General features: G+C 36.3%; 14 protein-coding genes. 1 reads left to right on the top strand and 13 read right to left on the bottom strand.

Annotated elements, in window-relative coordinates:
• Nucleotides 1-30: 30 nt before the first annotated feature.
• Genes lldD through lldP form a run of 3 tightly spaced genes read right to left on the bottom strand, consistent with a single transcriptional unit; the run spans nt 31 to nt 3,612 of the window.
• The gene (gene lldD / locus ABLC00_RS00400; RefSeq protein WP_033847019.1) at nt 31-1,176 is read right to left on the bottom strand and encodes an FMN-dependent L-lactate dehydrogenase LldD; all 1,146 of its coding nucleotides are present in this window, start codon (nt 1,174-1,176) and stop codon (nt 31-33) included.
• Nucleotides 1,173-1,907: a transcriptional regulator LldR gene (gene lldR, locus ABLC00_RS00395; protein ID WP_233759360.1), complete on the bottom strand. Its 735-nt coding sequence runs from the start codon at nt 1,905-1,907 to the stop codon at nt 1,173-1,175. Before lldR ends, lldD begins: the two co-directional genes overlap by 4 nt.
• 37 nt (nt 1,908-1,944) lie before the next feature.
• On the bottom strand, nt 1,945-3,612 hold the full coding sequence (gene lldP / locus ABLC00_RS00390; protein ID WP_170318170.1) for an L-lactate permease: 1,668 nt from the start codon (nt 3,610-3,612) through the stop codon (nt 1,945-1,947).
• Between the two features lie 373 nt (nt 3,613-3,985).
• Here lldP and ABLC00_RS00385 point away from each other — a divergent pair, with 373 nt between their 5' ends.
• Nucleotides 3,986-5,356, top strand: coding sequence for a phosphomannomutase/phosphoglucomutase (locus ABLC00_RS00385; RefSeq protein ID WP_033847017.1), 1,371 nt, complete (start codon nt 3,986-3,988; stop codon nt 5,354-5,356).
• Between the two features lie 27 nt (nt 5,357-5,383).
• Here ABLC00_RS00385 and ABLC00_RS00380 read toward each other — a convergent pair whose 3' ends face one another.
• The 10 genes from ABLC00_RS00380 to ABLC00_RS00335 form a co-directional block, all read right to left on the bottom strand.
• Nucleotides 5,384-7,225, bottom strand: coding sequence for an LTA synthase family protein (locus ABLC00_RS00380; RefSeq protein WP_033847016.1), 1,842 nt, complete (start codon nt 7,223-7,225; stop codon nt 5,384-5,386).
• Between the two features lie 137 nt (nt 7,226-7,362).
• Nucleotides 7,363-8,382: a UDP-glucose 4-epimerase GalE gene (gene galE, locus ABLC00_RS00375; RefSeq protein ID WP_033847015.1), complete on the bottom strand. Its 1,020-nt coding sequence runs from the start codon at nt 8,380-8,382 to the stop codon at nt 7,363-7,365.
• A complete protein-coding gene (gene pgi / locus ABLC00_RS00370; protein ID WP_044423378.1) occupies nt 8,375-10,045 on the bottom strand; it encodes a glucose-6-phosphate isomerase in 1,671 nt (556 codons plus the stop codon). The genes galE and pgi overlap by 8 nt, the downstream gene beginning before the upstream one ends.
• A complete protein-coding gene (locus tag ABLC00_RS00365) occupies nt 10,042-11,304 on the bottom strand; it encodes a nucleotide sugar dehydrogenase (RefSeq protein WP_044423377.1) in 1,263 nt (420 codons plus the stop codon). The genes pgi and ABLC00_RS00365 overlap by 4 nt, the downstream gene beginning before the upstream one ends.
• Before the next feature lie 115 nt (nt 11,305-11,419).
• The gene (gene galU, locus ABLC00_RS00360) at nt 11,420-12,295 is read right to left on the bottom strand and encodes a UTP--glucose-1-phosphate uridylyltransferase GalU (RefSeq protein WP_031952053.1); all 876 of its coding nucleotides are present in this window, start codon (nt 12,293-12,295) and stop codon (nt 11,420-11,422) included.
• A gap of 24 nt (nt 12,296-12,319) precedes the next feature.
• Nucleotides 12,320-12,940, bottom strand: coding sequence for a sugar transferase (locus ABLC00_RS00355; protein WP_004735659.1), 621 nt, complete (start codon nt 12,938-12,940; stop codon nt 12,320-12,322).
• A gap of 12 nt (nt 12,941-12,952) precedes the next feature.
• Nucleotides 12,953-13,780 carry a glycosyltransferase gene (locus ABLC00_RS00350; protein ID WP_044423373.1) on the bottom strand — a complete coding sequence of 276 codons (828 nt, stop codon included), beginning with the start codon at nt 13,778-13,780 and terminating at the stop codon, nt 12,953-12,955.
• Between the two features lie 6 nt (nt 13,781-13,786).
• Complete coding sequence (locus tag ABLC00_RS00345; protein ID WP_044423372.1) at nt 13,787-14,821, bottom strand: glycosyltransferase family 4 protein; 1,035 nt, start codon at nt 14,819-14,821, stop codon at nt 13,787-13,789.
• A 3-nt stretch (nt 14,822-14,824) separates the two neighbouring features.
• The gene (locus tag ABLC00_RS00340) at nt 14,825-15,766 is read right to left on the bottom strand and encodes a glycosyltransferase family 2 protein (RefSeq protein WP_044423370.1); all 942 of its coding nucleotides are present in this window, start codon (nt 15,764-15,766) and stop codon (nt 14,825-14,827) included.
• A gap of 38 nt (nt 15,767-15,804) precedes the next feature.
• Nucleotides 15,805-16,941 carry an O-antigen ligase family protein gene (locus ABLC00_RS00335; protein ID WP_348941202.1) on the bottom strand — a complete coding sequence of 379 codons (1,137 nt, stop codon included), beginning with the start codon at nt 16,939-16,941 and terminating at the stop codon, nt 15,805-15,807.
• Nucleotides 16,942-16,943: the final 2 nt, after the last annotated feature.

Raw genomic sequence — 16,943 nt, 5'->3', positions numbered from 1 at the left:
GCCAATATCATCAAAGTTAATACGGAAACGTTAGAGCTTCATCGCCTGTACTAAACAATCCGCATTAATATCCGAAATCGACTTAGCACCCGTGAGCGTCATCGCAACACGCATTTCCTTATCAATCAAATCAAGTAAGTTCGACACACCTTGTCCACCTGCTGCTGCCAAGGCATAAACAAACGCACGGCCAAGTAAAACCGTATCGGCACCGAGCGCCAACATACGCACCACATCTAAACCATTACGAATGCCTGAGTCAGCCAAAATCGCCAAATCACCTTTAACTGCGTCGGCAATTGCAGGTAATGCACGAGCAGATGACATCACGCCATCTAACTGACGACCGCCGTGATTTGATACCACAATGCCATCTGCACCAAAACGCACAGCATCTTTGGCATCTTCAGGATCTAAAATACCTTTAATCACCATTGGGCCATCCCAAAACTCACGAATCCACTCAAGGTCTTTCCATGAAATGGATGGGTCAAAGTTCGAGCCTAACCAACCAATATAATCTTCAAGCCCAGTCGGCTTACCTAAATATTTAGATATATTTCCCAAGTCGTGCGGACGCCCCATTAAACCGACATTCCATGTCCAGTGCGGATGAAATACTGATTGCATATAACGGCGCATCGCAGCATTTGGCCCACTCATACCCGAATGGGCATCACGATAACGTGCACCCGGCACAGGCATATCTACGGTAAACACCAGTGTTGAACAACCCGCCGCTTTTGCACGTTCCAAAGCATTACGCATAAAACCGCGGTCACGTAACACATAAAGCTGGAACCACATCGGACGGTTAATTGCAGGTGCAACTTCCTCAATCGGGCAAACAGAAACCGTTGAAAGCGTAAATGGAATACCTTTTTTATCGGCTGCCATTGCGGCTTGTACTTCACCACGGCGTGCATACATACCTGTTAAACCCACAGGCGCCAAGGCAACTGGCATCGATAGCGTTTCATTAAACAGTTTTGTCTCTAAACTCAACGCGGACATGTCATTCAGCACACGCTGACGCAATGCAATTTCTGACAAATCTTGTACGTTACGCTTTAAGGTATATTCCGAATACGCTCCACCATCGATGTAATGAAATAAAAATGGAGGTAAGCGACGTTGTGCCGCAGCACGGTAATCATTGCCAGAAGAAATAATCATTTTGAATCAACTCTATTTAAACGATTTGCACGTTTCTGGCGAGCTTCGTCTTCATCCAGAGAACGTACATGGTTAATCACAAATTCAATATGACCGCAGACAGCTTGGCGTGCGGCCTCGGGATCTTTACGATCAATAGCATCCATCACCTGAAAATGCTGCTCGCTCAGCAAGTCACCATTTACGGGGTCGTTATAAACTTTTTTACGCCCTAACAAGACGTTGTATTGCAGTAAATCAAACAGGCTTCGCATCATTTGAATCAGCACCACATTGTGAGAGGCTTCAGCAATTGCTAAGTGAAATTCTGCATCTGCCACCGCGGCCTGTGCCGAGTCACCTGCATTTTGATGGCGGCTAATTTCATTAAAATAATGATGAATTTTGGCTCGATCTTCAGGCGTTGAACGTAATGCGGCATACCATGCCGTGCCACCTTCAAGTAATAACCGCGCCTCTTGCACATCAAAACGGTATAACGGATCTTCTTCAATCAAGTTACTAATTGGGTTCACAATCAGTTGCTGTGGCCACTGTTCAGGTAACTGCTGAATATAAGTCCCATCGCCACGGCGGCTAATCAGTACACCTTGACTATTGAGCTGTTGAATGGCTTCACGCAAAGACGGACGAGAAACTCCTAAGCTAGTTGCAAGCTGGCGTTCGGCAGGCAAGCGGTCACCTTTTTTCATGTGACGCTCTTCAATTAATGCCTGCAATTTCATGACCACTTGATCGGAGATTCTCATCGCGTTTCCTTCACTGGAGTTATGGAATCATCCACGGAACCAGATAAGCCTGAACCGTAATAATGATGCCAACAAAGACAGTGAATATGATGCTATGTTTTACCGTGAAACGGAACAAGTCAGATTCTTTTCCAACTAAGCCTACTGCTGCACACGCAATCGCAATCGACTGTGGAGAAATCATCTTACCTGTTACGCCACCACTGGTATTTGCAGCCACAAGCAATACTTCTGGAATACCAATTTGCTGTGCTGTAGTTGCCTGTAATGCCGAGAACAAAGCATTTGAAGAAGTGTCTGAACCCGTAAGGAACACACCAAGCCAACCCAAAAATGGCGAGAAGAAAGTAAACGCATGACCCGTATGCGATAGAGCCAAAGCCAAAGTTGCAGATAAACCTGAATAGTTCGCAATAAAAGCAAATGCCAACACCATACCAATCGAGTAAATCGGTGTTTTCAACTCATTGAGTGTTTCACCGAAGGTTGTTACTGCCTCACTTGCTTTCATTTTTAAGAAAATAGCAGTGATAATTGCAGCAATAAAAATTGCAGTACCTGTTGCAGAGAACCAGTCAAACTTATAAATCGCTTCGTATGGTTTCATCTCTGCCACAATTGGCGGCATTTTTTCGACCAATTTATGCAAATACGGCACTTCAAGCTTAAAAATCCAGTGTTCAAGAGCCCCATCTTTTGCAAATAATGCTTTAAATGGCTTAATACTCCAGATCGTGACCATGACTGTTAAAATAGCAAATGGAGACCATGCCTTTGCAATTTTCCCAATGCTATAACGTTGAACTGTTGTAGGTTGCTGAGTCAAAGTCTGACCCGCTTCAGGTTCAAAACGGAAAATATGTTTTGGTTTCCACACACGGAATAACAAAGTCAGGCTGACCAAAGACGCAATTGCAGCAGTAATATCTGGTAACTCAGGGCCAATAAAGTTAGAGGTGAGATACTGGGCAATCGCAAACGAACCACCACCGACCAACACTGCAGGCCAAGTTTCCTTAACACCACGCCAGCCATCCATAATCGCCATAATCCAGAACAGCACAATTAGCGTTAAAAATGGCAACTGACGCCCCACCATCTGGCTAATTTCCATAGTGTCTACACCCGACACCTGCCCAGCCACAATAATTGGAATACCCATTGCACCGAACGCAACTGGTGCTGTATTTACGATCAAACATAAACCAGCAGCATAAAGTGGTTTAAAGCCTAAACCGACAAGTAGTGCAGCGGTAATTGCAACAGGAGCACCAAAGCCCGCCGCCCCCTCAAGGAAAGTACCAAATGCAAAACCAACCAGTAACATTTGCAGACGTTGGTCTTCAGTAATCGACAAAATACTTGAACGGATAACTTCAAACTGGCCTGTTTTTACCGAAATCTTGTATAGAAACACTGCCCCGATAATGATCCACGAAATTGGCCATAGACCATAGAAGAAACCGTAAATAATAGATGCAAAGGCCATTTGACCCGGCATTTGATAAAAAAACAGCGCAATCAATAATGCAATAATGACTGTGCCCGTACCCGCGATACTGCCTTTTAAACGAAAAACAGCCAATGCCAAAAAGAAGAAAATAATCGGGATTAACGCAACCGCACTGGACAGCCAAATATTATTTAAAGGGTCATAAAGTTGTTGCCACATATTGAGCATTGTCATCTCCTTGAAATGCCGGGGCGAATTTTTTTACCTTAAATTTTTAAACATTCAACACAATTGGTATTACCAATTAAAATTTAAGTGCAAATGTTATTCCTTAAACCGCAGATCGCATCATAAACACAGATATTGGCAAGATCAACAATTAAATAATCACCATAATTGGTATGACCAATAGTATTAAGTAAAATCAAGTAATTTCTAATTTATAAATTTATTTATTAGACTAAAGTCGTAAAAATACTTTCTTATAAACTTAAATATGAACTACAGAAATGGAATGAAAAATTTGAATATAAAACTATAAACATACCTGTTTCATGATCTATGTATAATGTGCACACAACTCAAACCACATGTATTGAATTGAATAATGACTACTTTAACGTGTTTTAAAGCTTATGATATCCGAGGCAAACTCGGCACCGAATTGAATGAAGAAATCGCCTATAAAATTGGCCGCGCTTACGGACAAATCTATAAACCAAAGACTGTGGTTGTAGGATGTGATATTCGTCTAAGCAGTGAAGCCTTAAAACAAGCGACCATCCGCGGGTTAAATGATGCGGGTGTGAACGTTCTTGATTTGGGTATGACGGGGACTGAAGAAGTTTATTTCGCTGCTTTCCATCTAGATGTACAAGGTGGTATAGAAGTTACTGCCAGTCATAACCCAATGGACTATAACGGTATGAAATTGGTTCGCGAAAATGCTCGTCCAATTAGTGCCGATACTGGTTTAAAAGAAATTCAGGCTTTAGCAGAAACTAATAACTTTGAAGAAGTTAGCCAAAAAGGTACAACGCAAAGCTATAACATTTTGCCTGAGTTCGTTGATCACTTAATTACTTATATTGAACCTGCAAAAATCCGTCCATTAAAGTTAGTGGTAAACGCGGGTAATGGTGCAGCTGGTCATGTGATTGATGCCATTGAAGAAAAATTTAAAGCGCTTAATGTACCAGTTGAATTTATTAAAATTCATCATGAAGCAGATGGTACTTTCCCAAATGGCATCCCCAACCCAATTTTAATTGAAAACCGTGACAGTACCCGAAATGCTGTTCTTGAGCATAAAGCAGATATGGGTATTGCATGGGACGGCGACTTTGACCGCTGTTTCTTGTTCGATGAAAAAGGTCAGTTTATTGAAGGCTACTATATTGTGGGTCTATTGGCTCAAGCTTTCTTGATTAAACAATCAGGCGAAAAAATTGTGCATGACCCACGTTTAGTGTGGAACACGTTTGATATCGTAGATGAATACAAAGGTGTTGCTGTACAGTCAAAATCTGGTCACGCGTTCATTAAAGACGTTATGCGTGAACACAATGCCGTATATGGCGGGGAAATGAGTGCTCATCACTATTTCCGTGACTTTGCTTACTGTGACAGCGGTATGATTCCGTGGTTACTTACGGTTGCCCTGCTTTCTGAAACTGGGCAATCACTTTCAACCCTCGTTGAAAATATGATTGCCAAGTTTCCTTGTAGTGGTGAAATCAACTTTAAAGTAACTGATACACAAATCACTATTCAAAAGATTTTTGATTTCTATGCTGCTCAAAATCCGGAAATTGACCGTACCGATGGTGTAAGCCTCGACTTTGGTGCGTGGCGTTTTAATGTCCGTGCTTCAAACACCGAGCCTTTGTTACGTCTTAATATTGAAAGCCGTGCAGACCGCCAAGCTCAGCCAATGCAACATTATGTAGATGAATTGACTGGATTAATTCAGTCTTAATAGAGTTCATCTCAAAGAGATGGAACATTATTGTTCCATCTCTTTTTGGTTATTCTGCATAATTTTATAAGTATGATTATGTCCATCTAATACATCCTTATTTAGATTCTCATAACCTTTTAACAGCGCTTTCTTATCAAAATTACACGTTGGATTTTCATTGATAAATTTTTGGTGAATGGCACTATAACAACTCGAAACATCATCAACAAATTGATAGTAATCAGATAAAGGTAACCCTGCTAGCTTTAATAGTTTTGGAGCAACGAAACTTGCGGCAATATAAGGTTGCTTCAAAGGCTTCTTATCTAATTTATAATTGCTCCATACCACAAACGGTGTCTGATAATTTTTTAAATTAGTTCGCTCAGAATCATCTTTAAAAAATCCATAACTCTCATAAACTTCTTGTAGATTCGGCAAATGATCGCCAAAAGCAATTAAAATTGTTGGTCGATCTACTGTCTTTAAATATTCAGCGAGCTCTTTTAACTTTTGGTTAGCACGCGCAGTTCCAGCAGTATAAGTACTTAACTTTTGCTTTTCAGTCTCAGACAGCTCTTTGTTAAATTTATAATTTTGCTTACCAAAACGATCATCGTTATACATAGGATGATTTTCAACAGTAATCGCATAAATAAACTTTGGCTGTTGCTCGTTCTCTTCTAAAGTAGACTTAATCGAATCAAAAATAAGATCATCTGTGGCCCATCCACCTAAATTAAAGACTGTAGACCGATCTTTTTGGGCAATCATATTTTCAAGTGATATAAATTTATCAAACCCCAATGCTGGATATACCTTATTGCGATTATAGTAATAACCATAGTTATTATGCATTGCAATTGTTTGATAACCAATTGTATTTAAATAATAAGGTAATGCATAAATTGGCTTTTTCAGCTTAGAAACATATAACAACTCATTTGGGAAAAAAGTTGTATTGAGGCTCGTAAGAACTTCAAATTCAACATTCGCAGTACCTCCTCCAAAAGAAGGAGACAGTAAATTAGAGACCTGATTTTGATGAACAAAAGATAGTAAGTCTTTTGGTAAATCACTATCTAAATGATGAGAATCCCAAAAAGATTCTTCCATCACGATAACAATGTTCGGATATTCCTTCTCATTGTCTTCTAAAGATTGAACCAAATGATGTTCCTGCAAAATCTGCTGTATCTCTTGCTCAGATACTTTACGGTTAGGTAATAAAACACTGGTTACATTATCCAATACCTTAGATACGTAAAAAGTCACAAACCCGTAATCTTGAATTTTTCGATAGTCGCCGATCCAGTCATTTCTCGTATTTGGAAATTCTTGTAAGCTGGCACAAATCATAGGTTTATTTTCTGAAAAACACGCTCCTGTGGGATTTTTAATAAAATTTAAGTAAATTAAGCCACTTGCAAGCAATGCAAAAATAATAATATTAGGAACATAGGCGTGAAAAGTAGCTTTACTTTCTTTACGTATAGCGATAAGCAGTACAATAAGAAAGAAAATAATCAGCATAAAAAAGATGAGCTGTAAGTGCCAAGGAGTCGCTTTCATAGCCTCAGGAAGTAAAAAAATATCTTCAGGGCTTAAATTACTAAATAGATATTGTTGCTTCTTCTTATTAATAAAATTTAAAAATATAACGAATAATTGGCTTAAAAAAAGAGCCGTATACTTACGACCAACTACAATAAAAAATAGTTGAATTACGGCATAGTTAAATAGAATTGAAAAAATAGCTTTTTCTGAAATCAAATAGTTATAAAACTTATGCCAAGTCAGGTTCATATCCCATGCAACATATACACCGATACAGGTGGATAAAAAGGCAATAAAGATAAACAACAATTGCTGACGGAGAAAAACCATGATGACAAAAAGAGACTAACAGGATTGTGGCGAATACTAGCATGAAAGTAGTCACTACAACTGTAGCCTCTTTTTAGAAAAGAGCTTTATCTCAATTCAAGAAAGCTAGGTAATTGATATTTAGAAAAATTAAATAATCAATTTTTATAACCCGTTGGATTCTGCTTTTGCCAATTCCAGCTATCCTTAAGCATATCTTCTAAACCGTATTGAGGTTTCCACCCCAACTCAGCAATAGCACGGGCATTATCTGCAAAAGAAGTCGCTACATCACCAGCTCTACGCGGTGCAAATTCAAAAGCAATAGCTACGCCATTGACCTGTTCAAAGGTATTTTTAACCTGTAATACTGATGAGCCATTACCCGTTCCAATATTCCATGCACGGCAACCTGTTGCTTGTAATCGATTATTTAGAGCACATAGATGTGCATTGGCTAAGTCAACGACATGAATATAATCACGCACCCCCGTACCATCTACTGTGTCATAGTCATTACCATAAATAGATAATTTTTCACGGCGGCCAACAGCAACCTGTGTAACGTAAGGCATTAAATTATTTGGAATACCTTGTGGATCTTCGCCAATACGTCCACTTTTATGTGCTCCTACCGGGTTAAAATAACGAAGTAAAGCAATCGACCATTTAGAATTAGAAACAGACAATTTTTGTAATAATTGCTCAACAATCAATTTGGTATAACCATAATTATTACTTGGCATACCTGTTGGCATTTCTTCATTTAAAGGTGACGTATTCACTTCATCATATACTGTTGCAGATGAGCTAAACACAAGTGTATAAACACCTGCTTTCTCCATTGACTTAACCAGTTGGATACTACCTGTAATATTATTGTCGAAATAAATAAGGGGTTTTTCCTGGCTTTCACCAACTGCTTTTAAACCTGCGAAATGGATCACTGCATCGATTGTATAATTTTCAAATACACTATCAAGTTCATCTGCATTCCGAATATCTCCCTCTACAAAAGTTAAACTTTTTTGGGTGAGTTCTTGAACTCTATTTAAAGACTCTTCTGAACTATTTGAAAGGTTGTCATAAACAATAACTTCATGGCCAGCATTCAAAAGCTCTACACAGGTATGTGAACCAATATAGCCAGCACCGCCAGTCACCAGAATTTTAGCCATCTATTTTTCCTAATAAAATTTTAATTAATCCACGCGTTGAAGCATCGAGTGTTGAAAGATCGTTTTGAACACCATTTAAAATCGGGAGTAACTGATCAGCAATCTGCTTACCTTTTTCCACTCCCCACTGATCAAAGGGATTAATGTTCCAGATTACAGACTGAACAAATACTTTATGCTCATATAAAGCAATCAACATTCCTAAACTATAAGGATTAAGCTCTTTTAAAAGTAATGTTGAACTTGGCTGGTTTCCTTCATATTGCTTATAAATAGGTAAACTCTCCAGTTCTTTTGTATCTAGAGCTTCGTTACCAAAAGCCAATAAACGTGATTGTGCTAAACAGTTTGAAAGCGCAAGATGATGTTGCTCAACTAATGCTTCAGCATTTTCTACATAAGTAAAATGATCTGCATTGTAACGTTGTATAGGGGCAATAAAATCACAACTTACTGCCTGAGTTCCTTGATGGAGTAACTGATAAAAGGCATGTTGAGCATTTGGCCCAACTTCACCCCATACAATTGGGCAAGTATCTAATTCAACTTTTTGTCCACCACGTTGTACCGATTTACCATTAGACTCCATTTCGAGCTGTTGCAAATAAGCTGCAAAATATTTCAAACGGCCATCATAAGGTAATACAGCATGGGTCTGAATATTTAAAAAGTTATTATTCCAGACGCCTAATAATGCCATAAGCACAGGTATGTTCTGCTCAAAACTTGTATTTTGGAAATGCTCATCAACAGCATGGGCACCAGCTAAAAGCTGTTGGAAACCTTCAACCCCAACTGACAATGCGATAGGCAACCCAATGCACGACCAAAGAGAATAACGTCCACCAACCCAATCCCAAAGTAATAATTGATTTTCAGGAGCAATCCCCCACTCTGACATTTTGTTAGCTTTTGTAGAAACACCAATAAAATGGCTTTTTACCACCCGTTCGTGTTTCCCTAACGCTTTCTCAAGCCACTGTCGAACAGTTTGTGCATTGGATAAAGTATCAATAGTACCAAACGACTTCGACGAAATAATAAATAAAGTCGTTTCAGGACGTAGTTGATGCAGGAGGTCCGATAACTGACTACCATCCATAGTCGATACGAAATGTACATTGAGTGGTTTAGCTGTTTTTACTTTAAAATCACACAATGCATGGGTCACCATTTGTGGCCCTAAATCAGATCCCCCTACCCCAATATTAACAACATCCTGAATGACTTCACCTGTAGCACCACGATATTGTCCAGCATGTATTTTCTCAACCAACGCATACATACGCTGCAATTGGCTATGAACCTTTTCAGTTAATTCTGGAAATTTAGAATATTCTAAGGGTAAACGTAAAGCCCAATGCATTGCAGCACGCTGTTCGGTACAGTTGACTTTATCTTGAGAAAATAATCGTTCAATCCAGTGAGTCAATTGTTTAGTTTTTGCTAAAGCTACCAATTGCTCTAGAACATTCTTAGTTACGCGGTGTTTACTATAATCAAAGACCAGTTGATCGAACTTTACAGAATATTGCTGAAATCGATCAGGCTCTGATGCAAATAATTCTTTTATATGTAAATTTGAATTTTTCTCAACCAAAGAATGAAGCTGCGCAATAGGCGAAACTAACTCTTTGGGGAACTTCTCGATAGATTTACTCATAATCGACCTACTCCTTCATAAGCAAAACCTTTAGATTTCACATATGCTGGATCATAAATATTACGCCCATCCAAAATAAGAGGATGCTGCATCAATTGTTGTAACTGTTTAAAGTCAGGGCTCCAATACTGCTTCCATGCTGTAACTAAGCACAGTGCATGCACTCCTTCCGCTGCTTCATATTGATCAGCGCATAAAATCAGGTCTTCTCGGCTGCCATATAAAGCCGCAATTTCATCAAGAGCTTGCGGATCATGTAACCGTACTTTTACACCTTGGGCCCATAAAGCAGCCAATAAGATATGAATAGGTGAGTTATGTGTACTTGGAGTGTTCTCTTTAAATGAAGCTCCCCAAATTGCAACAGTTTTTCCACTCAAGTCACAATGATAATAGTTCCATAATTTACGGAATAAAATTTCTTTTTGTTGTTCATTAATCGCCCATACTTGTTCTAGAAGACGGCTTTTCGCACCTGTTTCAGAAACCGTACTGGAGAGTGTTAAAATATCATGTGAAAAATTTTCTCCACCAAATCCAACACCTGCAGATAAATAAGCTGCGCCAATACGTGTATCTGCAGCAATGCCATGCTTTACATTAGCAATATCAATACCTAACTTTTCCGCAACTAGAGCAAGATCATTCATATAACTAATTCTAGTCGCTAACATGCCTGAAATGCTGAGCTTGGTAAATTCAGCATCTAAAATCGGCATAAATAGATATTGATAACTAAAACGGAAAAATGGACGTAATAACTCTTGCATTATGTCTTGAGCATAGCTTGATTCAACACCAACAATGACATGTTTTACATTGAGTACACTGTTAATCGCATTACCCTCCTGAATCACGTCAGGGAAATAGACCCACTCGTCTTTAGGTAAATGTTGCTTTAATTTTTCTGTACCATGTAAACCAAAAGTTGAGCCATTAACCATTAACCTTGGATGAACAATTGGACGTTCACTTAACTTCTCAACAGTTTTTAAGGCAAGGTCTATTTGTGTAGGGCTAAAACAGAATAAATAAACTTCAATATCTAAAGGAATTTGAGAAAAAGGACTTTCTATTAAAAAACCTGCCTTTCTTTGTTTATTTAAATAATAATTAACTTCTTGATCTTGATATGAAAGTACAGATATATTTTCTTCACAGGTGACACTTGTACACCAATAGATCTGATTACCATATTCAGCTAGTAACGCTGCCATTACACCGGCGTGCAAGGTGGTTCCAAATACCGCGATTTTCATTGTATACCTGATTTTAATATTCTATAGAATTCTCTTCCCATTATGGGAAGAGAATATATTGAACAGCTCACATATTCATTGTTTTTTACAAACACTTAAGTTGAGCTACAAAATTTTATAATTTAAGTTCTTGAATCAACTGTTTAAAATCATTTCCTAATTTAGGATGTTCAACACCATAGTGTAGAACAGCTTTTAAATAACCAAGCTTACTACCACAGTCAAAGGTTTGACCTTGCATACGATAAGCTTCAACTACATCAGTCTGTTGCAGCATCGCAATTGCATCTGTTAGTTGAATTTCATTACCCGCACCTTTTGGTGTATTTTCGAGTAGTTCCATAATTCTTGCAGGTAAAACGTAGCGACCAACAACAGATAAATTAGACGGTGCAGAACCTACAGCAGGTTTTTCAACAATACCTTGCATAGCAATGCTTTCGCCTTCATTTGGGCTCTGTGCAACATCAACAATACCATATTGATCTACCAAGTGATCAGGCACAGCTTCTACCATTATCTGTGCCGCGTTACTTTCATCATAACGAGAAATCATACGCGATAAATCATTCTGCCCCGAACTATCTTTCACCAATACATCTGGTAATAGCACAGCAAAATCATCTTGTCCTACTACACTTTTCGCACATAAAACAGCATGCCCTAAGCCTAGAGGTTGAGGTTGTCGTACACTCACAACACTCACATGAGAAGGAACAATTTGCGTAATCTCTGCAAGTAAATCCAATTTCTTCTTTTCATTTAATATTGTTTCTAATTCAAAGTTTCGATCAAAATAATTTTCAATCGAAGCTTTTGAAGAGTGAGTCACTAAAATAATCTGCTCAATTCCTGCTTCCACCGCTTCACGCACTACATATTCAATAGCTGGGCGATCAACAACGGTAACCATTTCCTTTGGAATTGACTTACTTGCAGGTAAAAAACGCGTTCCTAAACCGGCTACTGGTAAAACTGCTTTTTTGATCATAAGAAATATTTCAAGATATAAAATTTACTTTACAGATGAGTCGACATTTTCTTGGACGTCATTACCTTTAAATAAAGATGGTCCTACATGTCCTGGTGCATTAATACCTTCGCGTCTTAACATCACTTTGACTGTTTTAAACATGATTTTAAAATCAACCCAAACACTATGATTGTCTACATACCAAACGTCACATTTAAACCGTTCTTCATAATCCAGTTCATTACGTCCACTGACCTGAGCTAAACCAGTCATTCCAGGACGTACTTCTAAGCGACGTGCTTGTTCTGGTGAATATAAAGCGACAAAGTCTTTTAACATTGGACGAGGACCCACCACACTCATATCACCTTTTAAAACATTAATAAGCTGTGGCATTTCATCTAAGCTAGTAGAACGCAACTTCTGCCCAAATGGAGTAATACGAGCCTCATCCGGCAATGGATTCCCCTGCGCATCAAAGGCATCCTTCATCGAACGGAACTTAATCATTTTAAATAATTTTCCGTCCTTCCCAGGTCTTTCTTGATAAAAGAATATGGGTGAACCTAAATTTTTACGGACCTTATAAGCAACTATCAGAAATATTGGCGACAGTACGGTTAGAGCTATTAAAGAAATGACTATGTCTACTAAACGTTTCATATTTTCATTCACTCATTTTTTAATATCTTTACGAAGAAAGGTATTATAAATTTTACCTAGCATATTTGCTGGCAACAGTCTAAACGCAGACCGTATCAGAAACAGCATATTAGCATATACAGGATTTTGTAACTTTAGTTGTTTTTTTAAATCTAGTAACTGTTTTTCACTTTTAATATATTGGAAACCTTTTCGTCGTGCGTGCATACCATTACCAACACGAGCATATAGAAGGACGTCAGGTAAGTTCGCAACTTTATAATTATTCCCAATTACACGTAACCATAAGTTGTAGTCTTCCATAAATAAATGATGCTGATAACCTCCGAGAGATAAAATAACATCACGCTTGTACACGACGGTCATATGGTTAAAGGGACAACGTTTTTGTGCAAATTTTTTAATCTCGTCATGTGTTAAAGGCACAGACTTGATTACATCGGCATCAGCAATATCTTGATTAAATTCAACTACTTGAGAACTAAACAAAACAACATCGGGGTTTTGTTTTATGAAAGCAAGTTGTTTTTCAAATCGATCAGATGTACAAATATCATCAGTATCCATACGAAAAACCCAATCAGCACTACACTGTTTTAGCCCTTCATTTAATGCCTTACCAAGCCCTACGTTTTGCGGTAAAGCAACTACTTTTAGTTTTTCACCGATTTTAACTTGCCACTCCTGTACAGAAGTTGTGAGTTGCTGACCAATAGGCCCATCTAAAACTAAAACTATTTCACTTGGCTTCAAGCTCTGATTATCCCAAATGCTTTCAAAACACTTTTCTAGATATTCAGGTTTTTCTTTATGATATAGAGATAATAGAACCGAAAACATACAATTTTAACCTTCCAAAACCTTTTCAATCCAAACTTTTAAGATCTGTTCAGGCTGATATTTTTTAGCATTGATCAATGAATTTTGTGAGAATTGCGCCAACATATCTGGAGAGGAAGCAAGTTGTAAAATCGCATTCGCCAATGCCTCAATATTTTGGTTCTCAACCAATAAGCCATTTTTATGATTTTGAATAACATCACTTGGTCCAAAAGGACAATCATAAGAAACAATAGGTAACCCGAAACTCTGCGCCTCTACTAAAACCATAGGTAAACCTTCATACTTAGACGACATTACAAAAAAGTCTGATTGTCTATATACCTCTTGCACATTTGATGTACTGCCTTTCAAAATAACGCGCTGTAGAGAGTTCTCCTCAATATAATCTTGTAGCATTTTTTTATGTTCACCTTCACCATAAATATTAAGGTGCCACTCTGGTATCATTTGATATATTTTTTTCCAAGCTTTCAATAAATGAAGATAATTTTTCTGATCGGTTAAACGACCTATGGTTACAATTTGTTTACTACTCAGCGGAGATTCTGAGATAATAGGAAAAGGTGAAAAATTGGGAATAACAATAACTTTAGAATGAAATTTATCAAATTGTTCTTTATCTTTTTGGGTTAAAGTAACAACCTGATCAACCCACTTGTAAAAGAATTTACTTAAGATTTGAACTTTTTTAGGTCGACTAACAAAAGAGACATGCTCTAAGGTAACCAATTTTTTGATTTTAGGTAAAAGAGCACATAATAAAGATAACTTACCCATATTATGTACAATCACCATATCATAAGAATGAAAAGAAAGATGTACCTTTAATTTTTTATAAAATTCAAAGAAATTACCCGAAAATGCCACTACATTTACATTATCAGAAACTGGATAAGCTGTATTACTTTTAATTGATTCTCTATTTAAGAGAGTAATATCATAATTAGCCATGAGTGATAATTTATTTGCCAGTTCAATGGCAACACGTTCAGTTCCAGATTTGTTCTTTAATGAATTAATTACAAAAAGAATTTTCATAGCTTAGCCTATCGTAATTATTTTAAAAACCAATCGCTTTAAAAGATATTGCAATTGAAATCTGGATTTCATGACACATAAACATATAAAAAATAACATTTTCAAAAACTTTTTATCAGCTTTTGCCATAAATGCAGATTTTAAAAAAATATTTGACTGATCAAAATCTGCTTTATATTTAGAATATTTTTCTAAATATTGTGAAACATTCAATTCACTAAAATCGTCTTTTCCAGTTTTCAATCTCATCTCATATAGATCAAGTACATAATTTGACATCAATCTCTGGTTAAAACCTATTGTAGAGGTAGTATTCCCTTCACGAATACGAACTGAATATTCATAACTATTTAGATTAGTAAAGAGTAAACCTAGTGAATGCATTCTTAATAAAAAATCATAGTCTTCAGCACCAGGAATTTCTCTATATCCTTTAAGTTTGGTATAAACCTCTCGCTTAGCTAACCAAATATGTAGAACTGGCGAGGTATACTTTATTGTTTTATTAATAATATTATCATTGATTGGCATTTCTTGCTTACCAATTATTCTATTATTAGGGTCTATAGTATTAACATGACAACCAACTAAATAATATTGAGGATTTTTTAACAAAAATTCTAACTGTTTTTCTAGTCTTTCTGGCGTACTTATGTCATCGCCATCCATTCTTGCAATAAATTCTCCTTTCGCCTGTTCTAATGCGAAATTTAAAGTTTTTACTATTTTTGAGTTTTTATCATTTTTATAAAGTCTAATTCTTGGATCAATAATAGCTAATTCAGCAACTATATTATATGTATTATCAGTAGAGCAGTCATCAACTACTATTATTTCAATATTTTTATATGTTTGATTACAAATTGAAAGGACTGCTTCTTTAACAAAAGCCTCAACATTGTAAACTGGAATAAGAATACTTATCAAAGGTTTTGATACTAACATTTAAATTGTCCTATCTATGTTTGAGCTTCTAAATACAATTAATATTTAAACTTTTGTTTAAGATATCTTGTTTCAATGTACATACAAGCTATTAATACAAATAAAAATGGTACATAAGCTGAAAACAAAGAGAATCCCGCGACTAACAAAGGAATATAAATATAAGCAACATCCTTTCCTATTTTATAATATGAATAACATAAAAAAAATATAAACATTATAGTACCTAATACTCCAAACTCATAAAGCAATGTAATAAATATATTATGAGCAAAAATACCATCAGAATAATATAAAAAGTTATTTAAGCCGATTCCAAACAATTTATTTATTACCGGAATAGAATTATAATTATCAATAGCAACAGAAATTAAATAAAATTTACTATTGAAACTTCCATCAACATCTACATAACTAACACCAGATGTATATTTACCAATTAGCTCAGATGCGATATAAAAATAACCTATCAAAAATAGAATAAAAAACGGAGTTTTATATTTATTTCCAGATTTAACAAATAAGTAGGTAACTATAAATGAAACCAAGCTTGCTCTTGAAAATGTAAGAATTAATAAAACAAATAAAAAAGAAAAACGCATTTTCCCAATATTAAAAATCTTTTTTTCTTTCAAGAAAACAGCAAACATTAAAAAGAATAAAATAATAAATGAAACAAAATTTGAATCGAAATACAATAAACTCCACTTATAGTCATAAAATGAACCTGTATGACTCGAATTAACTACTCTTAAAAAAAACTCAAGAATCATAAAAACAATTAAAAGATTAAAAATAAATCTATAAATATAAACTCGACGATTAATCCCAATATTCATGCCCGTTGCAACTGTTTGGGCGCCCATAAGGATACAATACAAGTAAAGAATAGTAGACAAATAATTTATCTTTGAATCAATATTAGAAAAATAATAACTACCAATCGCAAAAAACATACATGAAATTAAGAAATAGCAATAAAAACCTAATTGAAATTTATCGATAACTGACTTAAAAAATAAAAAAGAAAACAGTATTAAAGGAAAACCTAAGCAATAAACTGGGTTTACAGGCAAGGAATTTACACTAAAAAAAGAACAAAATAATATTAATAAGAAGCATAATGAACTACTAAACCCCTTCATTTTACTTTCAGGATGTTTTTTATACATCATAA

Origin of the sequence: Acinetobacter nosocomialis (genome assembly GCF_041021905.1) — a bacterium.
GTDB lineage: Bacteria > Pseudomonadota > Gammaproteobacteria > Pseudomonadales > Moraxellaceae > Acinetobacter > Acinetobacter nosocomialis.
This window is presented reverse-complemented; position numbering and strand designations above follow the sequence as displayed.